The organism is Polyangiaceae bacterium (assembly GCA_020633205.1).
GTDB lineage: Bacteria > Myxococcota_A > Polyangia > Polyangiales > Polyangiaceae > JAHBVY01.
In genome coordinates this window covers 206,377-228,858 of record JACKEB010000020.1, presented here as the reverse complement: position 1 = coordinate 228,858, position 22,482 = coordinate 206,377, and the positions used below count along the sequence as shown (strand labels likewise).

At 64.3% G+C, this 22,482-nt stretch carries 17 protein-coding genes; 11 read left to right on the top strand and 6 right to left on the bottom strand.

Annotation, left to right across the window (positions count from 1 at the left end; all coding sequences use genetic code 11):
- Positions 1-471: 471 nt before the first annotated feature.
- The 4 genes from H6718_32190 to H6718_32175 all read left to right on the top strand — a co-directional run bounded on the left by H6718_32190 (position 472) and on the right by H6718_32175 (position 4,703).
- Entirely contained in the window at positions 472-2,262 is a 1,791-nt protein-coding gene (locus H6718_32190) for a hypothetical protein (GenBank protein ID MCB9590119.1), read from the top strand.
- Between the two features lie 79 nt (positions 2,263-2,341).
- Positions 2,342-3,685, top strand: a complete 1,344-nt coding sequence (locus H6718_32185) for an FHA domain-containing protein (GenBank protein MCB9590118.1) — start codon at positions 2,342-2,344, stop codon at positions 3,683-3,685.
- A gap of 45 nt (positions 3,686-3,730) precedes the next feature.
- On the top strand, positions 3,731-4,183 hold the full coding sequence (locus tag H6718_32180; GenBank protein ID MCB9590117.1) for a DUF3592 domain-containing protein: 453 nt from the start codon (positions 3,731-3,733) through the stop codon (positions 4,181-4,183).
- A 97-nt stretch (positions 4,184-4,280) separates the two neighbouring features.
- Positions 4,281-4,703, top strand: a complete 423-nt coding sequence (locus tag H6718_32175) for a DUF3592 domain-containing protein (GenBank protein MCB9590116.1) — start codon at positions 4,281-4,283, stop codon at positions 4,701-4,703.
- Between the two features lies 1 nt (position 4,704).
- On the opposite strand, the gene H6718_32170 is transcribed toward H6718_32175, so the two are convergent.
- Together H6718_32170 and H6718_32165 are read right to left on the bottom strand one after the other, a co-directional pair.
- Positions 4,705-5,673 carry a hypothetical protein gene (locus tag H6718_32170; GenBank protein ID MCB9590115.1) on the bottom strand — a complete coding sequence of 323 codons (969 nt, stop codon included), beginning with the start codon at positions 5,671-5,673 and terminating at the stop codon, positions 4,705-4,707.
- A gap of 6 nt (positions 5,674-5,679) precedes the next feature.
- Positions 5,680-6,993 (bottom strand): hypothetical protein, encoded by a 1,314-nt coding sequence (locus H6718_32165; protein ID MCB9590114.1) that lies wholly within the window; start codon positions 6,991-6,993, stop codon positions 5,680-5,682.
- 344 nt (positions 6,994-7,337) lie between these two features.
- On the opposite strand from H6718_32165, the gene H6718_32160 reads away from it, so the two are divergent.
- Positions 7,338-8,321: an extensin family protein gene (locus tag H6718_32160; GenBank protein ID MCB9590113.1), complete on the top strand. Its 984-nt coding sequence runs from the start codon at positions 7,338-7,340 to the stop codon at positions 8,319-8,321.
- A 284-nt stretch (positions 8,322-8,605) separates the two neighbouring features.
- On the opposite strand, the gene H6718_32155 is transcribed toward H6718_32160, so the two are convergent.
- Positions 8,606-8,818: a hypothetical protein gene (locus H6718_32155; protein MCB9590112.1), complete on the bottom strand. Its 213-nt coding sequence runs from the start codon at positions 8,816-8,818 to the stop codon at positions 8,606-8,608.
- Positions 8,819-9,122: 304 nt separating this feature from the next.
- Between H6718_32155 and H6718_32150 the strand changes: the two genes are divergently transcribed.
- From H6718_32150 to H6718_32140, 3 genes are read left to right on the top strand one after another with little or no spacing between them, the layout of a single operon-like run.
- Positions 9,123-9,932: a sigma-70 family RNA polymerase sigma factor gene (locus H6718_32150; GenBank protein MCB9590111.1), complete on the top strand. Its 810-nt coding sequence runs from the start codon at positions 9,123-9,125 to the stop codon at positions 9,930-9,932.
- Positions 9,932-10,942, top strand: a complete 1,011-nt coding sequence (locus H6718_32145; GenBank protein MCB9590110.1) for a hypothetical protein — start codon at positions 9,932-9,934, stop codon at positions 10,940-10,942. The genes H6718_32150 and H6718_32145 overlap by 1 nt, the downstream gene beginning before the upstream one ends.
- Positions 10,854-11,924 (top strand): hypothetical protein, encoded by a 1,071-nt coding sequence (locus H6718_32140; GenBank protein MCB9590109.1) that lies wholly within the window; start codon positions 10,854-10,856, stop codon positions 11,922-11,924. Before H6718_32145 ends, H6718_32140 begins: the two co-directional genes overlap by 89 nt.
- A gap of 7 nt (positions 11,925-11,931) precedes the next feature.
- Here the strand turns inward: H6718_32140 and H6718_32135 are convergent, their stop codons facing one another.
- The 3 genes from H6718_32135 to H6718_32125 are packed head-to-tail and all read right to left on the bottom strand — an operon-like array spanning position 11,932 to position 15,594.
- Complete coding sequence (locus H6718_32135) at positions 11,932-13,287, bottom strand: formylglycine-generating enzyme family protein (GenBank protein ID MCB9590108.1); 1,356 nt, start codon at positions 13,285-13,287, stop codon at positions 11,932-11,934.
- Positions 13,284-14,729: an SUMF1/EgtB/PvdO family nonheme iron enzyme gene (locus tag H6718_32130; protein MCB9590107.1), complete on the bottom strand. Its 1,446-nt coding sequence runs from the start codon at positions 14,727-14,729 to the stop codon at positions 13,284-13,286. The genes H6718_32135 and H6718_32130 overlap by 4 nt, the downstream gene beginning before the upstream one ends.
- Positions 14,722-15,594 carry a hypothetical protein gene (locus H6718_32125; protein MCB9590106.1) on the bottom strand — a complete coding sequence of 291 codons (873 nt, stop codon included), beginning with the start codon at positions 15,592-15,594 and terminating at the stop codon, positions 14,722-14,724. The genes H6718_32130 and H6718_32125 overlap by 8 nt, the downstream gene beginning before the upstream one ends.
- Before the next feature lie 353 nt (positions 15,595-15,947).
- Between H6718_32125 and H6718_32120 the strand changes: the two genes are divergently transcribed.
- The 3 genes from H6718_32120 (at position 15,948) to H6718_32110 (ending at position 22,476) form a co-directional block, all read left to right on the top strand.
- Positions 15,948-17,342, top strand: coding sequence for a protein kinase (locus H6718_32120; GenBank protein MCB9590105.1), 1,395 nt, complete (start codon positions 15,948-15,950; stop codon positions 17,340-17,342).
- Between the two features lie 23 nt (positions 17,343-17,365).
- Complete coding sequence (locus H6718_32115; GenBank protein ID MCB9590104.1) at positions 17,366-18,409, top strand: PEGA domain-containing protein; 1,044 nt, start codon at positions 17,366-17,368, stop codon at positions 18,407-18,409.
- 200 nt (positions 18,410-18,609) lie between these two features.
- Positions 18,610-22,476 (top strand): RHS repeat-associated core domain-containing protein, encoded by a 3,867-nt coding sequence (locus H6718_32110; GenBank protein ID MCB9590103.1) that lies wholly within the window; start codon positions 18,610-18,612, stop codon positions 22,474-22,476.
- The last annotated feature ends 6 nt before the right edge of the window (positions 22,477-22,482 follow it).

Here is a 22,482-nt window from a genome sequence, read left to right as displayed (position 1 = left end):
CGGGGCCAAATAGCGGCCTCAGGTGCCTCCTGGGGCCAACCATCGACCACACCAGTCCCGGCGGGCGCCCGCTGCGCCTCCCCCCCAACCGCCTCGTTGGGTTCGACGATTGTATCCGCGGGGAATAAAAATCCGCTCCCAGCTGGCGCGGCCCGCGGTCCGGTACTCTGATCGCAATGCCCGGACGCCCAATTGTTGTGCCATGGGGTGGCACAACCCCGAGGTGGGCGCTGGAAGCCGGGGAGCTGGCAGCCGCTCGCAAACTCACGCAAAGCTTGCCGAACCCTTGCGCTCCCACGGCCGTCGACACCTCAATTCCTGGCCAAAAGTGGCTGGTCCGTCGAGCTGACCGCCCCTGGATTTCCGCACGGCGTGCCGCGGTGATCCGGTTCCACTGGAAGACCGAGTGTTCGCTCGTGTTTGCTCCTCGAAATGGACCCTGGCCCAAGGATTGCTGACAATGGCAGTGCGATGGCTTGGCAAAACAACAAGGCTGGCTTTGGGTTTGTTCTGACGATGGGCCTGTGGGCGCTGGTGCAGTCGGCGGGCTGCGGCCGCGCCAACTTGCTGGACGACCCCTACGGCACCGGTGGCACGGGAGGCGGGGACAACTGCGGCGACAGCATCTGTCAGCCGAGCGAAGACCCAAGTTCTTGCCCGGCGGACTGCAGCTGTGGCGACGGCGTGTGTTCAGGGGGTGAGGACAGCCAGAGCTGCCCGAGCGATTGCGTGGAGAGCTGCGGCAACGGCAATTGCGACGCGGGCGAGACGCGGAAGACGTGTCCCAAAGACTGCGGCGCTGCATGCGGCGACGGCCTGTGCGAGGCGTCGGAGAAGGACACCTGTCCTGAAGACTGCGACTCCAAGCCGACCTGCGGCGACGGCCAGTGCGTATCTCCCGAGGATCAGTACAACTGCATCGTCGACTGCGGTCGCTGTGGTGATGGCCAGTGTGCAGGCAACGAGACCAACGCGAACTGCCCGAGTGACTGCACGCCCGGCTGCGGTGATGGGAGCTGCGTGTATCCCGAGGACAGCTGGAACTGCCTCGTGGACTGCGGCTACTGCGGCGACGGTCTGTGCAACCCGCCAGAGAATGCGAAGAGCTGCGACATCGACTGCTCGTTCTGCGGCGATGGCACGTGCACCGACTACGAGCGTGACTGGTGTCCCCAAGACTGCGGCCAGAAGTGTGGCGACGGTGTGTGTGACTACGGCGAGCACCAGAGCTGCCCGAAGGACTGCGGTCTAACGGGTTGCGGTGATGGGTTCTGCGCGCCCCCCTACGAAGACTCGAACACATGCCCCGAGGATTGCTCCGCCAACTGTGGTGACGGCTACTGCGAACCGAACGAACAGAAGTCGTGCTGGCAGGACTGTGGAACGATCTGCGGTGACGGTGTGTGCACCCCCGACGAGCCGGGCTGGTGCTGGCAAGATTGCGGTGGCCACGGCTGTGGCGACGGCGTGTGTCAGAGCGACGAGTACGGCTGGTGCTACGAAGACTGCGGCGGCGGCTACTGCGGCGACTACTACTGCACGCCGGACGAAGTCGGCTGGTGCTACCAGGACTGCGGTGGCGGCTACTGCGGTGACTACTACTGCTCTCCCGATGAGTATGGTTGGTGCTACGAGGATTGCGGCGGTGGCTACTGCGGCGACTACACCTGCACGCCAGACGAAGTGGGTTGGTGTTACCAAGATTGCGGCGGCGGCTACTGCGGTGACGGCTACTGCTCGCCGGACGAACCTGGCTGGTGCTACCAAGACTGCGGGGGTGGCGGTTACTGTGGCGACGGCTACTGCTCGCCGGATGAACCGGGCTGGTGCTACCAAGACTGCGGCGGCGGCTACTGTGGCGACTACGTCTGCACCCCAGACGAGGTCGGCTGGTGCTACTCAGACTGCGGTGGTGGCTACTGCGGTGACGGTTACTGCACTCAGGGTGAGGTCGGTTGGTGCTACCAAGACTGCGGCGGCGGGTACTGCGGCGATGGCTACTGCAGCGCTGGCGAGCCGGGCTGGTGCTACCAGGATTGTGGCGGCGGCTACTGCGGCGACGGGTACTGCGGTCCCGGTGAGCCCGGGTGGTGTACGCCGGACTGTGGCGGTGGCTACTGTGGCGACGGCTGGTGCACGGGTAACGAATACCAGTGGTGCTGGCAGGACTGCGGGAGCGGAACGGGGGGGAGCGGCTTCGGCGGCGGACCCGGGTTCGGCGGTGCTGCTGGCGCCGGAGCCCAGCCCCCGAGCCCCGGCTGAGTTCGCGAATCAACACTTTTTGCCGCGAATGCGCGTAGGTCTTGCCAGCGCATCGCGGCAGAAACCATGATTGCTGTCGATGCTCTCGGTCACGGAGGCGCGCGCAAAAGCCAAGAACGTCGCAGCTTGGCTCGTCGACAAGGAGCGACCTGACGAAGCGGTTGGGTTGCTCACGGCTTGGGCCGCCAATGGACCCAACGATCCGGAAGGTCAGGACCTTCTAGCGGAGGCGCTACGGATCGATCCCAGCGCGCCCCTCGCCCAGATGGCGTTCGAGCGCATGGAGGGGATGCAGGGAGATCATGGCGCCCTGGATCAACACATCCAGGCGTACACGATCGAGCGCATCAATCAGATCGAAGCCGAGATGCGCCGCCCGACGTTTCGTCGGGCCCAGATGGGCTTCAACAACAACATCAAGTTCCACGGCGTGCCTTACCATGTGCAAACGGAAGACTCCGGTCTAGACGCGCCTCACATCATCACGCACCTGTTCGCCGATGGCGGACGAGTCATCAAGAGCCACAAGCGCGACTACACCGAGCACGTGAGTCGGCCTGACGTTGCCGAATACGTCCGCGGCCTGATGAAGGCTCAGCACATGGAAATGGTGCTGATGCTGCGCGACGGCAAGTTCGACGAGATCATCGCCGGGCGCGAGGTGGGGGGTGTCACCCTGCTCACTGAGCCGCCCCAAGAGGTTCAGAAGATCGCGCGCCGCAAGCAAGAGGCGCCGAGTGCAACGACCCACGAGCCGCCTGCGGTTGCCGCCGCACCCGCGCAGGTGTCGCACTTCAGCTTGGTGGTGCTGCGTAGCCTGACCGGTGGTCCGGAGCGCTACGACCCCGTGGGCGAAGAGGTGGTGATGGGCGCTCAGGGCGGGGTGAACCTGCCTGGCGAGATCTTCTGTCACCCCACGGAAGCGCTCCTGCGTTGGCGAGACGACGCGCTCTTCATTGAAGACCTCGAGGGCGGCAACGGTGTCTTCTTCCGCATCTCCACGGCCGTCGAGCTCGAGATTGGCGACGAGTTCATCGTTGGCGACCAGCTCCTCAAGGTGGAGAAGAACCCGGCGCCTGACGATGGTCCGGATCCCGATCCGACCTACTTCTACTCGTCTCCGAAGTGGCCTTCGTCGTTCCGCATCATTCAGGTGTTCGAGGGCGGAGCCCAAGGCGCCTGCGTGGTGGCCCGGGGAAACAGCATGCAAATTGGCTCCGCGGTGGGTGACTTGATCTTCGCTGACGACCCGCTGGTTGAAGAGCAACACTGCGTGATTGAGGAGCAGGCGAGCACGGTGGTGCTGACGGACCTGGGCAGCCGCACTGGCGTCTTCGTCCGGGTACGCGGTGAGCAAGAACTACCCCACGGAACCGAGCTTCTGGTGGGGCGTACGCGTCTGGTCGTCGATTTGAAGCGTTAGTCACGCTGCTAGCGCCTGGACCAGCGGTGCTGGTAGCCTCGCCCCGTGGAACCGCTGATACCCGCGGGAGTGTGGCTCGAAGCGCCTCTTCACGCGGAGATATTGCTGCTTGTCGGTGTTGGACTCTTCTCGATAGCAGCAATCACGTTGCTGGGCGGCGTCTGGCTCAAGCGCACGACGCGCTGGTGGAAGCGGTATGGTGTCTCGACGCCTGGGCGATGCGTCCGCATCAAGGAGCGCGATGAGTACACCACTTACTACGTGCAGTACCTGGACGGTGCCGGTCGCGTGCACGAGACCCACACTCAGGGCTCGGTCATAGCCATGAGCCTTGGTGCAGTGGTCGAGGTGTGGGTCGACCCAAGCAACCCCGCCAACGCGAGGATCGCGGCGGAGGTCAAGCTTCAGCACGTCGTGACCTTGATCCTGGCGGGCGTCTTTGGCGCCTTGGCTATCGTGACGTTTTCGCTTGGCTTGGTGTTCTGGGTCGTCAGCTGAGTGATCACGAATTCCGACGACGTCCCGTGAACTCAATACCGCCTTATGCGTTCGGCCAATTCTTGGTGGGCTGAGCGCGCCTGATATTCTCGGCTCCGTGGCGCCGCCATTGCACGTAGGGCTGTTGATCCTTGGGGGTGCGTTCTTCTGTCTGATGTCGTTGCTCGGGATCCTCCTGGGGTACTGGGCGCAGCGCAGCATTCGTTGGTGGCGGCGCTTCGGCGTCTCCACCCCAGGGCGAGTCGTTCGAGTCGACGACAGCGATGAAGGAACGACCCATTTCGTGCAGTATCTCGACGCCGCCGGGAGCGTGCATGAGACGCACACCCAGTCTTCGGGAGCGCGAATGGACCTGGGTGAGGTGGTCGAGGTGTTCGTTGATCCGAGCGAGCCAACCCGGGCGCGCATCGCCTTGGACCTCGCGAATCAGCACGCGGTCGCCGGTATCTTGGCGTTGGTGTTTGGCGGTCTCGGCATTGCCATCTTTCTGGTTGGTGTCGTGCTCTGGGTGGTTGGTTGACTCAGAACACCATGCCAGCGCCGATCGAGACGCTCGGCGTCCACTGGTCCACTACGCCGGTGTCCACGTCGTGACTGGCAAACGTCGGGAAGAGCAGCTGAGCAAAGACCAAGCCGTGAGTCGTCGTGTAACGACCGAGCTCGAGTCCAAAGCGTAACCCTGGGGAAAAGCCTGCAGCCGTCGCGCTCTCGATGGAGCGCTGTCCGTTCAACGTCGTGGGGCCGCGGAAGCGCTGATACTCGAGACCAGCGACAAGCCCTGCGAAGGCTGCGGTCGAAGCCGTTGCGCTGGAGAACAGCGAAGCCTCGAGCTGAGCGGTCACCTGAGTGGTGAGCGAGAGTCGATCGTCTCCGCTATTGAGCTGGTTCGCGCCAGCCACACGCACTCCGAAGTGGAACCAGTCGACCTCTCGGCGAGCGACCAGCGCCAGGCCGGGCAACGTCGCCAGGCGTCCGTCGACCACGGCGCCCACCTCGTACACCTCCGCGCCGATGTAGTTGATCCCGCGCACTCGGAACGACTTTCGCTGCTGAGCGAACCAATCGGCGCGCTCCGGACCGCTCAAGCGCCGGGGGTCGTTGTGGAGTAGCACCGTCAACAGCTCTTCGACCGCGCGATCCATGCGACCCGGCTGAACCTTCACGCGGTCTGGTACTTCGCCGTCGACGCTGCCGGTGAGAAACAAGCCGCCGCCGAGCTTGGCCTCCACTTCGATCACTTCGATGCGCAGGGTGGTCTCGCAGTTGGTCTTCGCGAGCTTGTGGCTGGGGTGACGTGCCAGCTCGCTTTCAACCAAGCGATTGAGACTCGAGCCGTCTTGCCCGCCCGAGACGACCTGGATGCAGGTGGCGACTTGAGCCTGGGCGCTGCTCGGATAGAGCCAAGCTATGCAGCCACACAGGCATGCGATGAGCAGCGCCAAGGTCCGCGAAGCGGCGCGGTGGGGCGCGTCGTCGAGGAGCGTTGTCATGGCTCCTCAGAAGATCACGCCAACTTGGGCGATCGCCCCGGGCAGGTAGGTGTCCACCGTTCCCGCATCACTTTCTGCGTGGATAACGTAGGTTGGGACGTTGAGTTCCACCTGCGTGAAGAAATGTAGCGAGCTGGCGCGCAGGAACTCGTAGCCGACCACCAAGTCCAGGTTCAGGCCGCCGCCTACGATGCTGTCTCGGCTATCGCTTCCGCGGTCTTCTTGAGGACGGATCAAGCTAAAAACGGCTAGATCGAAGCTAGCGCCGCCGCCGAGGTAGACCGACGTGACTCCCGGTGGGTCCAAGTAGCGGAAGAAATGTAGCGCGAGCCCGACGCCGCCGCTGTAGTCGGCGTGGCCACCGCCGAGGTTGTACGACGCTGCACGCTCGCGCGTTCCAAGGTTTACTCGGCCCTGGGCGTCCAGGCCCCACGCTTTCAGCTTTCCACGGTAGCCGAGGGCGAGGGTGATTGGAGTCAACAGCCGTAGCTCGTCGTTTGCGGTGGTCCCGTCGTCTGTTGCCGTGGGGAGCTTACCCATGCGCAGCGCGGTGCCCATGCCGAACAACGCATGACCTCGCACGCCGACGGTGCGCAGGCGCTGTTCGCTGTCGGCGCGCAGCACGTTCTCCCGGGTGATGGTGTCGCTGATCGGGCGGTCGTAAAGCAGCGCGCGGGCAAGGCGCTGGGCGAGCTGCGCGAACTCATCCGCGGTCACGTAGTCAACCTTCTCTTCGCGCGCGTAGCCGCTGTACCTCGCGAACACCGTCCAGCCATCTTTCAGTGGATACAGCTCTACGGTGATGCGGTGACCGCAGCCTTTCTGCACCGCTTCGTAGTTTGGGTCGTGGGTGACTTCGTACTCGAGCATGCGTCGCAGATAGGCGGGAGCATCGAAGGTCGACACCTCGAGGGTGTCTTCCCCCGGTTCTGGCTTGGTGGCGCGCTTTGGGCCGAGTTCCTGAGACCAGGGCCGTTCTGACGCAGCTTCATCGACTCGGGGGCCGATCAGCGGCGCAGGCGCCGGCTCCTCTGTGGGCGGTGCCGCGGGGTCCTTCGCGGGGGAAGCTGCACCCGGCGGATCTGTGGCGGCGGGCGGCTCCGGGGCGGACGCTGCCTTGTCTTCGGTGTCTTGCGCTTGTTTGGGCTTCGCGTCCTTTTGCCTTGGGTTGCCATGCGGTTTTTCCGGGTCCCAAGACTTCTGTACGACGTCCACGCAGATCTTCCGTGCGGCGTGCGCGGGGTGGGTGAGCGTGAGTCCAAGGCCGATAGCACACGGAAAAAGCAACCAGCGAAGTCGAGTCAGGGAAGGTGCAGCCATGGCCGGCGACTAGAGCAAGCGCCATACCGAAGACGAAAAGCGCAATGTCGCCGGATATCTGCGCGTCCAGGGGCGGCGCCCAGATCACTGTGTGAACCACCGCATGTGCTTCAGAGTCACTCCACCGGTGGGGTGTGCGGCGTGGGCACAGCCTCCAAGCGCGAGTGCTCGCGTTTTGCTTTCTGTCGGGCAGTGGTTGTTGGTTATTGCCTTGTGGAAAATATGGAAACGAGGCTAGCGGCGCCGGTGGCTGACAATCCGGCTCGAATCAGCCGAGTGGTGAGACGAAGCTGAGTTCGCTGTTCAAATGGAGACGCGACACGAGACGTGCTAGGGGTCGCGCAGTGCAAGAACGGCTGCGTCTCGAACACCAGAAGCCGAGCCACTTCGCTCGGGCGATTCTCCTCTCCGCGCTGGGGGGCGTCGGCCTTTCGGTCGCGTGCAGCGCTGGGCCATCGCAGGCTGAGGCGCCCGCTCGGCCCCCGCGGGTCGCGGCGTGGGCGTCGAGTTCGCCGAGTCTCCGAGACGCTGGTGTCGAGAGATCAGCCGAAGCTGACGCCGCGGCTCCCGATACCGGGACGCTCGACGCTGGCCTGGATGGCGACGCCACAACAGCGGACGCGCAAGCAGTCGACGCCGCGCCTCCCGCGGTCGACCTCTCCGAGGAACCCTTCATGCAGCCGCTCGACCCGCGGCGCCTGCTCCCGCCGACGAGCTATGCCCGACGCTTCGCAAACCTCTCACCTGGACAGTGCATGAAGGAACTGCGGTCGGCGAAGCTCCCGGTCAAGCATTGGGGCGGTCCGGCCAAAGGTGTTGCGAATCCTCACAAGCTCTCAGGCGAGCTCTCGGGGATCAAGTTTGTGTTTCCCGGTGGAAAGAGCCCGTTCGGGGTGCTGGACTGTCGCTTGGTGCTCGCGTTGAATGAGTTTGCGCGAGTGTTGGCGGCGCACTCCGTGGTGCGCGTGCAGCTAGACAACATGTACCGTCCGCAGTCCAAGTTGCCGCGGCACCGGCGTGGAAAGGCGCGCAACCCGAGCCAGCACAGCTACGGGCTCGCGGCGGACATCACGCGCCTCTGGCTGGCGGACGGTAGCGTGCTGAGTGTGGAGGACGACTGGCACGGGGACCTCGGCGCCCCAGCCTGCGGTCCGGATGCCGTGATCCACGAACCCGATGCGGGCAGCGTTCGGCTGCGGAACCTAGTGTGTGCGGTGGCCCGCGAAGGGATCTTCAATCACATGCTGACGCCGGGCTTCAACGCCGCGCATCGAGACCACTTCCACTTCGACATCAAGCGCGGCGCCGACTACCAAGCACTGCGCTGACCACGACGCACTGCGCTGACCACGAAGCACTGTGCTGACCACGAAGCACTGTGCTGACTACCAAGCACTGTGCTGACTACCAAGCACTGTGCTGACTACCAAGCGTGCGCTGACACCAATCGGCTGTGCTGGGTCGCACCCTCACCCCCAAACCCGACTCAAGTGGGAGTTGGGTTTGCTTGCTCCTGCTTGGAGACAAAAAGAAAACGACCGGTACTCCAAGAGCACCGGTCGCCTGCTTGACGTGCCTGACCGAAATCAGGCCGAGCAAGCTGAGTGAGATCTCACTCAGCCGCCGCGTCGTCTCCACCCTCGGGGGCCTCGGGTGCTTCGGGGGCCTCGGGCGCTTCGGGCGCCTCGGGCGCCTCGGGAGCCTCAGCCGCGGGCGCCTCGGGCGCCTCGGGCGCCTCGGGCGCCTCGGCCTCGGGCATTCCGCCACCACCGCAAGCAACTGCCAACAGACCAACGATCGGGATAAGAGCGAGTTTACGAATCATTTGGGGATCCTCCTGTGCGAAGCCCCACTAGGTGCGTGAGCTTCGTGTTTCGGAATGGGAGATGCCCCAGCCTCCGCAACCGGCTCAACAAAAAAGCACCCTGGCTGCAGATTATCGCCGGAATTTCGTTCCAACTATACGGAATTAATCAGGATAATGAAGTTGAGCAGGAGCTGCGCCGGAACACCCATTCCGGGAGAACTGCCACGGCGTCGCACGGCACTGAGCCATGATCCTTTGGAGTGAGCGTTCCCGTGGCGATGGGTGAGCCGAAATGATGGCAAGCTGCGTCTGAAGCATGTCGATGGGTTCTAACTCTTCAGCAGCCGAGCGCCGGCTGCGCCTCGTCAGGGGCGGAGTGAGCCCAGACTCCATCGATGAGTCTCTCCCCCCGCGCTCCGAAGCCCACGCGGTTGCCAGTCCGGCCACCGACGAGGAAGCAGATGGAGCCCATGCTTCGGCTCCTCAGCCGAGCGTCTCTGCCGAACCCCGTCAGCCCCCAGCCCCCGCACACACTCCAACGCCAGGTGAGTCCGCGCCGCTAGTCCGCGCGGAAACGAGCCAGACAGAGGACGCGGAGCTGGTACTGAAGGTCCAAGCAGGAGATCGCCAGGCTTTCGAGTTGCTCTACCGGCGCCACGCCGGCTTCGCCATGAACCTCGCAGTCCGAATCCAAGGTAGCGCCAGCGACGTCGAAGACGTCGTGCACGATGCCTTCATCAAGGCTCACCAGCGCCTGAACGATCTGCGCGATGCAGCAGCGTTCCGTTCTTGGCTCGGCGCCATCGTCGTGCGCTTGGTGCGTAGCCGCCTGCGCCGGCGTCGCCTGATGGCCACGCTTGGGCTGACTCACGCCGGGGACGCGGTCGACTTGGATGCGGTCGCGGCAGGTGATGCGAGCCCCGAAGCGCGGGCGCAGTTGGCTCAGGTCTATGCGCTGCTGCAGACGATGCCGACTGAAGATCGCATCGCTTGGACTCTGCGCTATGTGGAGCACCACCGCCTCGAGGCGGTGGCGGAACTCACGGACTGCAGCCTCGCAACGGCGAAGCGCCGCATCGCGCGTGCTCAGCGATTCTTCGAGCAGCACTTCGTTTCTGGAGGGAGCGTCTGATGGCCAAGCGTCGCAGCAGCATCCCGCCGGAGGTCCCGGTGAACGCCCTTCGGGATCACGCCGAGGACAACGAGGCCTTGAACCGCGTGTGGCAGCGTCTGGAGGAGGAACTCCCGCAACTCCCTGCGGCGCCTGCTCAGCGTCGCAACACCTCCTTGATCTGGGCAGCTGCCGCAGGCGTGCTGCTGTTCGGGTCGGGAGTGTTGGTTGGCGCTCGAGTTCAACCCACGGCAGAAGTCGCTCCGCTGCCCGCCGCGGAACCGGCGCCCACGGATCGGGCCGCCGGAGACGAGGCCCCGGAGCCGCCGCCTGCGATCTCAGCGGAGGCGAGCCCAGAGTCTCCAGCCCCCGATGAGCATCGGATCGCTCCAGTGCCCCGCGCCCCACGGGCGGAGACCTCAGCGGTGAACGAAGTCAGCGAGGCTCCGGTGGCTGTTCGTCCGTCGGGACCGCCGGAATGGCAGAAGCTGGCGGACAGCGGTGAGTACGCTGCTGCGTATCAGGCTGTTCAAGAACAAGGCGGGTTCGACGCGGTAATGGGTCAGGCCAGCGCTGAGCAGCTGATGACCTTGGCTGAGGTCGCTCGCGCCAACCGACAGCGTGGGCGCGCCTCTCAGGCCCTGCGCCGACTGCTGGATCGCTTCCCTGGTGACCCCAACGCGCCGCTTGCCGCGCTCGCCCTGGGCAACTTGCTCGAGGCGGCCGGCGACAAGAAAGGCGCCGCGGAAGCGTTTGGTCTCTACCGATCCTTGTCGCCAGACGGTGATTTCGCGGAAGATGCCCTCGCTCGTCAGGTCCTAGCGGCCATCGAGCAGGGCAACTTGGAGCTCGCGCGAAAGCTCGCCGGCCAATATGAGAAGGATTACCCCAGCGGACGTCGTGCTCAGGAAATTCGCGACGCCCTGGCTGAAGCCGAGTCCAGTGACGCCGGCGCCCCGGAGCCCGAAGGCGGAGACGCTGGCGTTCCGGAGCCTGTCGATCCCGCGCCTGCACCTGCGCCTCAGAAGTAGCTGCCTGATTCTTGCGCTGGCGGTCGGCGCGACGACTCTCAGCGGTCAGGCGCTCGCCAATCCTGGGCCCGGCCTCGCCATCGAAATTGCCTCCGCCAGTGAGGACGAGGTCGACGCGAAGCTCGTGCGACGCTTGATCGCCATCGAGATCGCCGACGTCGACGTGCCACCCGACCCGGCCAACGACCCGCCGCTCGAGGTCGCACTCTTTTTCCGCGTGGTACCAGCCGAGAACGCTGCATCCGTCAAGATGCTCAGCGTCGAACTTTGGGAGCGGGGCGAGCTTCATGGCACGCGCCGGGTATCGACGAGTGAGGGCAAGCGACTCACCGCTCGACGCATCGCGCAGGCGTCGGCGCAGCTGGTGCTTGGCTTGCGGAAGCGGCGCCTCGCTGAAGCCCGCCGCCTCAGGCGAGACGCGGCGCGTGCCGCAGCCGAGGCCGCCAAGCCGAAGCCACACACACTGCTCGCGCGCCTGACCCTGGACGTTCCGGCCCAGGGAGCCTGGATCAGCGGAGGCGGCTGGCTCGGTGGTATCGGTCTCGGACCAAGTCTGCGCCTTGACTCGGGACCGCGGATCGGCGCCGGCCTGAGCCTGATGGCGGGTGGAGCGCCGGAGATCGACGGCTTGCGCTACTTCGAGTTCAGTGTTTCCCCGGGGTACGACTTCAAGCTCTCGCAGGGTTTGGGTTTGGGGTTAGGGGTGACGCTGGGGGCAGGCGTGGCGCAGCTTCAAGGCGCGGAGTCGGTCGCCGGTGAAGCCGGGCAAACCACGACCTGGACCGGACGTGCCGTCGTCGACTTCAGCGTAGACACGCGGCTTTCAGACACCCTGGTGTTGTCGTTTGGGCCACAAGTTGGCGTGCTGCTCCGCCCGCTCAACTACAGAAGCGCGAGCGCGCCAGACGTCGACTCCAAGTTGAGTGGTGCGTGGCTAGGCGGCCAGCTGTCGCTGAGAGTGGATCCGCCCGGCGGTCTTTGAACGTGGCCTAGAAGCTAGTTGCGCAGCGCACACCGATACCAATCGAGCCGGTGTCCGTGAGTTGCGCGTTGCGCTCTGCAGCGCGCGCGGTGATCTGCGGTCCCGTCCAAGCGCCGCCTCGCCGGGCGAACCAGCCGTTGCTGTTTTCTTCACACATTGGATCTTGCAGCGTGAGCCCCTGCCAGCAGGCCTGCGTGTAGTCCGCGTACAGGTCCTCCACCCACTCGGAGAGGTTTCCGCCGAGGTTACGTAGTCCGAGCTCCGTCTCGTCCAGGGTGCTCTCTCCGAGCACGACCCCTGGCGCTAGGCGACCATCGGGTGTCTCTCTGCACTCCAGGTAAGGCGCGTAGGTTCCGTCCGTGAGGTCGAGCGGGTTCCTTGCCAGCGCAGCGTAGTGGCAGACGTCCTGATCGTTGCCCCAGGGATATAGTGTTTCTTGTGTGCGGTTCCCTGCCGCGAACTCGAACTCGGCCTCCGTTGGCAGGCGTTTGCCCTGCACCTCACACACAGCGCGTGCCTGCTCTCGATCCAAGCAGTTCACCGGCAGCGCGCGGCTCTCAGGGTCGTTCGCGTCGTAGGTGCAGTAGTAGCGTGTGGATGTCGGGTTTGCGTTGTGCAGCGCTGGGAGTGGGAGATTGAACTCGGCCGCGATGTCCAAGTACTCCCCCACGGTCATTTCGTCTCGGTCGAGCGCGTAAGGGCTCAAGTGCACGAGGGGCTCCGCGTCCAGATCATCGGAGATCAAAGAGGTGGTGGGCGCTCCCATTAGGAAGGCTCCGCCAGGCACACAAATCATGCCTTCCGGTGCCGGCTCCGCGCACGGCTCCGACTTGGCACCAGACCAGCTCCCCGGCTCGGGGATGCTCGCGGGCGCGGGACCAAGCACCGGCAGGGGGACGTATTCCCCCGTTTGCGGATCGCAAGACTCGCCTTGCTCGAGCCGCACAGGGGTGCCGAAGCAGTTCATGCTGAGCTGGAGGTGCACTGCCGTCGCACCCTGAGGAGCGACCAGCCTGCCCGCGACGTCGATCACTCGGCTCGATCTCGGTAGCCCGTCGTTCCCCGCGGATTCGGTTCGATAGAGCCGTGCACGAACGAATAGCTCCTTGCTCCCATCACCCGGTGGAATCACCCCGAACGTCGCCGGCCAATCGCTGGGCACCCCCAGCAGTCGGCGGCAACCAGCGCAAGCCGGGGAGCCATCGGCTTCGAGGATCTCGACAACCAGGCGGTCCCCAAACTGAGGTAGGGGAGCATCCGTACTCAGAGACACGAGCCACTGGGCGCGTACCTCTCCAGTGCTCTCTCCGCAGCCAGCGAAGAGCACGCCCAGAGTGAGTGCCAGGAAGGGAGTTCGCTTCATTGGGAGCCATTTCCGTCGGGATAAGCGCAGCGAGCCCCGATGCTGGAGGCCCAAGTGTTCTTGCTCCAGTCTCCGCGTACAGCTGCGGCGGCGAGCTTGGGCCCCGTGCTGAAGTTGCCCCCTCGCAGGGCAATCAAGCCTCCGTCCGCGCTGCACAACGGGTCCACGGCAGTGCCTTGCATCTTCCAGCACTCGTCCTCGAAGGACTGAGCGCTATCGAGGAGCAGTTCGCTCAGGCTTCCTCCGAGGTCGAGCACACCGTCGCGGGAGATATCGCCAAGGCCGTTGCACGACTCAGTCGGTGGATGAGAACCAGCGGGCTCTAGGCCTTCCGTAGCCTCACAAAGCAGAGGCACGCCGGGCAAGGAAGCTCGCGAAATGCTGCTGACGCAACACTCGACCTCATGTTCTCCCCATGGATACAGCCTGCCTTCGCCTCGTCCTCGAGCCGCGTGTGCCCACTGGGCCTCGGTCGGCAGGTCACCTCCCTCAGCCTGGCACAGCTCACGAAGCGTTGCGTAGTACGTGCAGTTCAGCGGGAGCGCGTCGAACTCGCCGACTGATTCTCCGCGGAAAGCGCACTCTCCGCGCAAGAGATCGCCGTCGATGCGGGTAAACGGTGGCTCGGCTGGCGTACCCACTCGCTTGACGAACTCCCGATACCTCCCGACGGTGACCTCCGTGCGATCCAGCCAGTAGGGAGAGAGGTAGACGGGGGTGAGGGGGGCTGCATCGAGGAAGTTGCCAAGACCGACGAATCCGGCATCACCCAACACACTGTAGCCGCCGGGGATGCAGACCGCGTCGGGAGTCGGTGGGGTCCCACGACAGGGTACGCTGAGCGCTTTGTCCCAGGTGCCGGTGAGCGTCCCTCCGGTGATACTGGGTTCCACTCCCTCGGCAGGATTGCCGTGTGGATTTATGGCATCGATGCACGTCGCGAGGGCGCTGCCGAAGGTCGCGCGCACGCCGAGACAATCGCCGCGCAATACGACCCGCGCCTCGCTGACCCCCTCCGTTGGGAAGTCGAGGTTTACGACACGGTCGATGCTCGTGCGCGGGGGCGGCTCCAGACTCGGGATACCGTTGAGAGTTCCGCGAGCTGCGTCCCTGCCTCGAAACAGGCGCATGCGAAATGTCACCTGTGACCCAGCGTCGGGAGGCAACGCGCCGAACGATATCGGCCAGTCGTCGGGGGTGGGGGCTACCACGTCGATGAAGTCGACGACCGATCCGTCGGCATTGATCACGTCGATCCTCAGGGTGTCCAGTGTCGCGTCCTGACTCACGGCTGGATCGGCTATCGCCTGAGCTACGGTTGGGACGTCCGTGTCCACCTCGATCAGCAGCTGAGGTCGCACCGGCGTGTTCTCGCCGCACCCTTGCAGGCCGAGCAGGCTCCCAACGAGGACAACGCTAGCTAGAGCTCTCGAATCAGACATCGGAACACGGGTTGAAGCACTCCGCGAGTAGGCACTCCGTGGAGGCGTTGAAGAGCGGAACGCCGGGGGCGTACTGCGAATAGCAGGCGTCGTAGCACGCTTGATCGTTGCAGAAGGCGATGCACCCGCCGATGCGACCGCACCATGGGTCGCTATCACACGCCGCGACCTCCGCCCCACACTGCTCGATGAAGCACTCGTCGCATGTGGTGAGTGGCTCGACGCCGCACTTGCTCGGTTCCCTGCAGTAGTGGAGAACGCAGCTAAGCTTCATGTTGAACTTGAGAAAGTTCTCGGCGCCGACCTTTTCGTCGCACTCGAGTTCACACTCTCGCAACGTGTCCGCCGTGCACGCCTGCACGCAATTGAAGTAGTCCAGGCAGCCAGGGTCGTCTCGACAAGCCTGATCCGACTCGCAGCAATTCTCGTCCTGGCACTGGTGGCAGGGGTCCGGATCGTCCGAGGGTCCACACTCTTGGCAGAGCAGCGGGTGGCCACACGCCGAGGCATCGGGGCCTGCATCGCTAGCACCTCCGCAAGCGCTGCAGACTTCAAGCGATTCCGCGAGGCAACCCGCCACGTCTTGGCCTTGAGCTCGCGTGCGGCAGGCGTCGACGCATTGGAGTTCCGGTCCGCCATCAGGTCCGCTTGGGCAAGCGTCTGCGCAGTCCTTGAATGCAGCGCAGCTCGGGTCGTAGGTGCACTCGGTCAGTGTGGCCTCACAACGCGCGGCGTAGCACTGATGACAGTCGGTTCCTTGCCAGTTGGGGCCCGCCTCCGGATTGGTACCCGCGTCCTGGGTACTAGCGTCCTGTGCCTCGCCGCAAGCCGCTCCGAGTGCGCCGGCGCTGGCGAGCGCGAGCATGGCGAGCGTCAGCCTTGCCGGGAGGCGGCCTCTGATGGCTGACTTCGAGTTCATATGCGTTCCGGTCACTCAACCTCGCTCGTCGCGCTGCCGATCTGCTGCGCCGGATCTGCTGCGCTGATCGTCGACGACAGTCGCCGGATCCGCAGCACATCACGAGGACTTTCTGCGCGCCAGCCTGGCTGGAGTCGAGGCCACATCGTCGCATGAAAGCTCGCATTCGCAATGTGCTCAGGTTCTGAGGGCGAAGGTTGTGCGCGTGTGGACTCAACGTAATGTTTTTCCGTCAGTGATTGCGCGGACTCAGCTGGCAGGCGTCCCGTGAACCGACGCTTGACCCCGGGTGGGGCGTCTTGAATATTCGAAGTGTGGAGCTGCAGGCAGGAACCGTCATTGGCGGTCGATACGAGCTGGAATGCCTGCTTGGGGAAGGTGGGATGGGCGCCGTTTGGCGCGGCCGACACCTGATCACGAAAAAACACGTAGCGCTCAAGCTACTGAAGCAGGGCTTCCCTGCCAACGAGAAACTCCTGAAGCGGTTCCTCAGGGAAGCGCGCGCTGTGAGTGCGGTCCAGCACCCAAACGTGGTCCAGGTTCACGACGTGATCCAACTGGAAGACGGCGCGCCGGCCATGGTGATGGACTTGCTCGAGGGGGAGGATCTAGCCCATAAGCTCGCGCGCGTCGGACGCCTCGAGCTCGACGAGTTTTGTCGGCTGTTGTTGCCTGTCGTTTCAGCGGTTGGTTGCGCTCACGCTGCCGGCATCGTTCACCGCGACCTGAAACCAGACAACATCATGCTGCACCAGCAGGCGGACGGTAGCGTCGTACCAAAGGTGCTCGACTTCGGAATCGCCAAGCTGAGCGCCAGCGAAGGCGACGCTGCGTCTACCGCGAATCTCACACAGACCGGGGCGGTCATGGGCACTGCCCACTACATGCCTCCAGAGCAGGTCTTTGGCGAGAAAGACGTCGACCAGCGAGCGGATGTGTGGGCGATGGGGGTCATCACCTACGAGTGCCTTGCCGGGAGGAAACCGGTAGACGGTGACAACTTCGGCCAGATCTTCAAGGCGATCGCGATGGGCAGCATACAGCCGCTCCGGGAGGTAGCGCCCTGGTTGCCGGACGATGTGTGCGAGCTCGTAGATCACATGCTCGTCAGTGACCGGGCGAATCGTTGCGCCGACTTGCGTCTTGCCTACGAGGTGCTCGGTCGCCACACGGAGGCCGAAGCGCGATCGTTCGGCGCCTTCGCGCCGGCGCCAGAGAGCTCCGTGGCTCAGTCCGTGGCTGGTGTGACCAGCGATACACGAGAGCCTACGTCGGGGCGCGGATGGCCACCGTTTGGCCTGGCTGCTGGGATCCTGATTGCTGTGGCAGGCGCTGGCGGCGCCTTCTGGTACGCCTCGAGGTCGGTGCCAGCTCCGGCTTCGTCGGCGGTCGTGGCTCCTCCCCCCCAAATCCAAGAGGAAATGAGTCCGGCTGCTAGCCCGGCCCCGCCGTTGACTTCCGCCGCTCAGCCGCAGGTGTTGCCTGCGGAGGACGCACCGGCTGCTAGCGCGGCCAGTGCCCCCCCGACGAAGGCGAAGGCGCCGGTCGTCGCGTCCACACGCAGCCCGGGAGCCGCGCCGGCGCGCCCCACGGCAACGGCTCCCACCAAGCCAAGCGCCGCTCCCGAGGCGCCCAAGCCCAAGCCCACGTCGACTCAGATCACCGGTGGCGTCGTGGGTGAGGCGCCGTTTTAGGCTCCGATTCAGGAGAGTTTCCCATGAGACCGTTCGTAGTTCTGTTCAGTGTGGGCTGGGCCCTGGGGAGCGCTTCAGCTCTGGCGCAGCCCGCGGAGCCCACAGAGCCAGAGGCTCCTGCCGCAGAGCCCGAACAGGCGCCACCCGAGGACCCGGGGCGCACCAAGGCACGAGAGCTCTTCATGCAGGGCGTTGCCCGGGTGAAGCAGGCGCAATGGTCCGAGGCATTAGCTTCTTTCGAGGCGTCTCAGGAGTTGTTTCCGCACGCAACCACGACGTTCAATATCGGGGCATGTGAGCGTGCGATGGGCCGCTACTCCCGGGCGCGGCGCGCACTGCGGACGGCGTTGAGCCAGGCGGACACCGGGCAGGGTGAGTTGGCTCCCAGCTTGCGGACGGAGGCCGAGGGTTACATCGCGGAGATCGAGCGCCTGCTCGTGCACTTGAGCGTGCGTTTGGATACCACTGGCAGTCGCATCGCCGTCGATGGTCGCCCGTTGGTTCAAGACGGCCCGGAGCATGTGGCCGGGCTTGCGGCGCCAGGGCTTGGCTCTGTGGCGCCGGGCGCCCGATTCGAGATCGTCATGGACCCCGGGGCCCACGTCATCACGTTGAGTCGGAAGGGGTACGCCGACGCCGTCGTCAATCGAACGTATCCTCCGGGAACCAAAACGTCGCTGGCTCTGCGGCTCGATAGGCTGCCAGCTACGCTGGATATCTCCTCCAACGTTCGGGACGCGATCGTGACGGTCAACGGTAAGGACTTTGGGCCCGCGCCGGTGAGTGTCTTGCGGCCTCCGGGGCGCTACTCGGTGCAGGTCAATCGAGACGGCTTCGAGCCGTACGAGGCGACGGTGAACGTTCAGCCTGGGGAGGCGTCTGCGCTGCGGGCGACTCTGGTGGAGGAGCGTTTTCAGCTTACCAAGCAGTGGTGGTTCTGGGCGGGCGCCGCCGCCGTCGTCGTCGGTGGCGCTGCGTTGACCTATTACCTGACGCGGCCGGACCCCGAGCCAAAGCCCTACGATTCTGGCAGCACGGGCTGGTTGGTCGAACCGCTCAGGTTCTAGCGCCTAGGATGCGCCCCCGCTGCTCGCGGGTCAGTCGCGTGGGAAATGCCCGTGCGGGTTCTTGCACTTCTTCACGCTGACCGAAGCACATTCCATGCCCTCGAGCGTGGACCCGGATTGGACGGGAGCTGTGGGCAAAAAGCTGAGTTGGGTTCGGGTCAGGGAAAGGATCCCTTGCGGGAATGGTACTCTGATCGCCTATGGCTCGTACCGCGCCCGTACCCAACATCCCGGCGCCGCCCGGGATGAACCCAGGAGCTTTCGTCGCTGGTGGTGGAGGTGACGGAGGAGGCGCCGGGGGGAAGGGCGGCAAGAACGGCAACGGCAAGGAGGGGGCCGGTACCGAAGATGGCGACGCCGACGCTAGCGGAGATGGCAACGACGGCGGTTGCGCTGAAGGTGATCCGATTTGTCCGATCACGGGCCGCATGTTCATTCACTTCTTTGACTTCGCGTCACCCGGGCCTGCGGCGTTGCGTTGGTTGCGTGCCTACAGCTCGCGAGATTCCGATCGCGCTTCGGAGTTAGGGTACGGGTGGTCTCACTCGTTCTCGTGGCGTGTTCATCATCGGCGTCGCCGCACCGAAGTGTATGACGATGTTGGCCGGCTGCAGCTCTTCGGTGGCCTGGATGCGCGGGGTCAGATCCGTCGGAACCCCCTGGGCTGGACGCTCGAGCACGCCGGCGATTCGCTCTTGTTGCGCACGCGGAACAAGGATCAGGTTCTCCGGTTTGGCGAGGTCGACAGTAAGGGCTGGCGTTCGCTGATTGGTGTGTTGGATCGCAACGGCAACGAGATCTCGCTTCAGAGAAACGAGAAGCACTGGCTCATCGGAATGCGCGATTCTGCGGGTCGTGCGTTTCGCGTAGCCAACGACGAGCGTGGTCGTATTCGGAGCATCGACGTTGCTACCAACGCGCAGGAGAGCGCTTGGCAGCGGGTAGTGAGCTACAGCTACGACCAGAACGGTGACCTGGTGAGCGTCACGGATGCCGAGGGCTACGTCGACGCGTATCGATACAAGAACCACCTGGTCACTGAGCACATCACACCCACCGGTCTCACCTATCACTACCGATACGACGGCAAGACGTCTGACGCCTGGTGTCTCGAGTCATGGGGCGCATATCCAGGTCAGACGGACCCCGCGCTGGCCGTAGGCCAACGCCCACCGTTTGCGAACGGACCGCGTCGCGACGTGAAGGGCATCAACTGGGTGCGCTTCACCTACGACAAGCAGAACGCGTACACCGAGGTCGAGAACAGCCTGGGCGGAGTGACACGCTACTTCGGCGACCCAGTGGGACGCGCCGTGAGAATCGTTGCGCCCGAAGGAGGAGTTTGGGAACGCGAGTTCGACCCAGACCGCGGGGTTTTGGTGGCAGCGTCTGGGCCGTCGGGTTCCGGCGTCGACCGCGACGTCGATGCAGAGGGACGCGTCGCGTACGAGGCACCCATCGGTAGCAAGGGCGTTGCGCGCTGGGTCGATGAAGAGGGCACGGAGACGACTTACAACGAACTCTCTCAGCAGGTCGTCCAGCGCAGATACGACGCCAGGGGCAACCTGACCTTCGTGCGTCATCAGGACGGCACGTGGGAGGAGTTTGCGTATGACTCCCGCGGCCTGGTGACTCAGCAGATCCATCGAAATGGTGGGCGCACGGCCTCCGAGTATGACGGTCACGGTAACTGCATCCGCCTGACCCACCCGTCGGGGCGCTGGGAGAGCAGCGAGTATGACTTCCTAGGCCGCCGTGTCTCTTATACGAATCACGCTGGCGAAATTACCACGTGGGAATGGGATAGGCGCGGCGAGATCGTCAAGAAGCGGACCAACGACGGCAACGAGATCTTCGTCGAGTACGATGCGATTCGCCGGCCACTGCTCATCACCGATGGCGGGAAGACGACTCGCTATGAATATGGCGGTGTTGGCTGGCTCACCAAGGTGACTCACCCCGGCGGGCAGACCTATCAGCTCCGTTACGACACGGACGGCAACAGGGTCGAGGTGGAGAACCCACGCGGCCAGCGCTTCACTCTGCGAAACGATCTCGAGGGACGCGTCATCGAGTGGACTACGTTCGAGGGTGTTCGCTACACGAAACAACATGGCATGAACGGCGCCGTGGAGTGGCTCAGCTCTGCGGTGGCCCACACCACGGTCGAGACCGCTGATGATGGGCGTCCCCTCGTCTTGGAAGCGGGCGATGACAAGATCGAGTTTTCCTACTCGCCCATTGGCTTGGTGAAGCTGGACAACGGAATCGCGGTCGTGGAGCGCGAACTCGACGTGTTTCAGCGTCTACTCAGCGAGGTCCAGGGAGACCATCAAGTGCGTCTGGCCTGGCTGGGTAGCGCGCTTTCTGCCGTCACCTCCGACGTTGGCCCGCCGATTGGCTACGAGCAAGGACCGGACGGCGATGTGGTGGCGGTCACCGTCGGCTCGCAGCGCGTGGAAAAGAAGCATCCCGCGGGGCCCGATTGGGTGGAATACCTTGGGGACCGATTGGTCCGCCGGACTACTTCGAGCGTCGCCGGGGTGACCATCCGTCAGGCAGTTGCAAAGGGCAATATCCACTCGGATTTGACGAACCTTGGCTCGCCAAAGGACGCCAGCGCGCTCTGGTGGGCACAATACGAGTACGACCGCAATCGCAACCTCGTCGCTGAACACCACTCAGATGGGCTGCGGGTCGAGTACGAGCTGACGCCGTCGAGTCAGATCTCAAAGAAGAGCGTGTCGAGGCAGGGGCAGCTCCTGCGGGAGGAGACCTACCGCTATGACGCTGCCGGCTCACCCATCGTGCCCGGCGCGAGCTACGACCATTTGATGCGCCCTACGGGCTATCATGGCGAGAAGTTCGAGTATGACGAGGTCGGGCGGCTGGTGTCGAGGCTCACCGACCGCGGGGAGTGGCAGTATACCTGGAATTCGTTGGATCAGCTGATCTTGGTTGTTGCCCCAGGGAAGCGTGTTGAGATGGACTACGACGCAAGCAGCCGACGCCTGCGCAAGCGGGTCATCGAGAACGGCACGCTGGTCAAGCAGGAAGGCTACATCTGGGCGAACAACGTAGTGCTGCATGAGGTCAACGAACTGACCGGAGCGGTTCGAACCTACCTCTGGGATCACAGCAGCTGGGACCGAATCGGTCACGTGGACGTCGTGGATGGCGAGGAGCGCGTGTGTTTCTATGTGCTTAAGCCCGCTGGCGGGATCTCCCACGCGATCGACGCGGATGGTCGCATCGTCTGGCAAGCGGAGATGAGCGTTTTCGGTGAGTGCGATCCGAGCGTGAGCGACGTCCCGGTGTCGCTTCGCTTTGCGAACCAGCACTACGACGAAGACGTCGAACTCATCTACAATCGCTACCGTTGGTACGACCCGCGTCTAGGCATGTACGTCACCACCGATCCTACCTTCTTGGAAGGAACAGCGAATCCCCGCGATTACGTGCCCAATCCTCTGCGCTGGATCGATCCCATGGGCCTGGTTGCCGGTGGGGCAACAGCCCCTTCGACCACGCCCTCCGGAGGACCCGCGCCGACCATTGATGGCACGGCGGCGGGTGCTCCCTACCTGTCAGCCCCTGGTGCGTTCGCGACTGACGGCACTCCAGGCACGCCCGGCTGGGTCGACTGTCCCGCAAACGCGCTTCACCAGGGCTCCGGTTTTGGGAGCGAAACGAGCACGACTTCCGCCCAGGGAATCGTGAATCGCGCGGGTGATGCGTACGGCTGTCACTCGTGCGGCACCATGGATTCGGGCTACGACACCCACTACGACAAAGACGGCAACCCGGTCCAGCATTGGACCTGTGACCATCAACCGCCGCGCAGCACCTACAACAAGACGACTTCATCGAAGGGCGGCGCGGTGGGAGCGGCCTCGAACTCTTCTGCCGGGGGCGCAGGAGCCGTGCGCCTCTATCCCCACTGCAAGGGCTGTAGCAACAAGCAAAAGACTGCGTTGAGCGCAGCGAGTCGAGCGCAAGACGGTAGACAAAACCTCGCGGTAATGGGTCTATCTCAGATGTCGGCCAACCAGGGTGTGGCGTTCTAGGTTTGC

Coding starts and splice junctions, on each gene's coding strand:
- H6718_32185 (MCB9590118.1), top strand. CDS start 2,342: ATGCTCTCGGTCACGGAGGCGCGCGCAAAAGCCAAGAACGTCGCAGCT.
- H6718_32110 (MCB9590103.1), top strand. CDS start 18,610: ATGGCTCGTACCGCGCCCGTACCCAACATCCCGGCGCCGCCCGGGATG.
- H6718_32155 (MCB9590112.1), bottom strand. CDS start 8,818: ATGATTCGTAAACTCGCTCTTATCCCGATCGTTGGTCTGTTGGCAGTT.
- H6718_32135 (MCB9590108.1), bottom strand. CDS start 13,287: ATGAAGCGAACTCCCTTCCTGGCACTCACTCTGGGCGTGCTCTTCGCT.
- H6718_32145 (MCB9590110.1), top strand. CDS start 9,932: ATGGCCAAGCGTCGCAGCAGCATCCCGCCGGAGGTCCCGGTGAACGCC.
- H6718_32150 (MCB9590111.1), top strand. CDS start 9,123: ATGGGTTCTAACTCTTCAGCAGCCGAGCGCCGGCTGCGCCTCGTCAGG.
- H6718_32130 (MCB9590107.1), bottom strand. CDS start 14,729: ATGTCTGATTCGAGAGCTCTAGCTAGCGTTGTCCTCGTTGGGAGCCTG.
- H6718_32115 (MCB9590104.1), top strand. CDS start 17,366: ATGAGACCGTTCGTAGTTCTGTTCAGTGTGGGCTGGGCCCTGGGGAGC.
- H6718_32170 (MCB9590115.1), bottom strand. CDS start 5,673: ATGACAACGCTCCTCGACGACGCGCCCCACCGCGCCGCTTCGCGGACC.
- H6718_32165 (MCB9590114.1), bottom strand. CDS start 6,993: ATGGCTGCACCTTCCCTGACTCGACTTCGCTGGTTGCTTTTTCCGTGT.
- H6718_32125 (MCB9590106.1), bottom strand. CDS start 15,594: ATGCTCGCGCTCGCCAGCGCCGGCGCACTCGGAGCGGCTTGCGGCGAG.
- H6718_32190 (MCB9590119.1), top strand. CDS start 472: ATGGCTTGGCAAAACAACAAGGCTGGCTTTGGGTTTGTTCTGACGATG.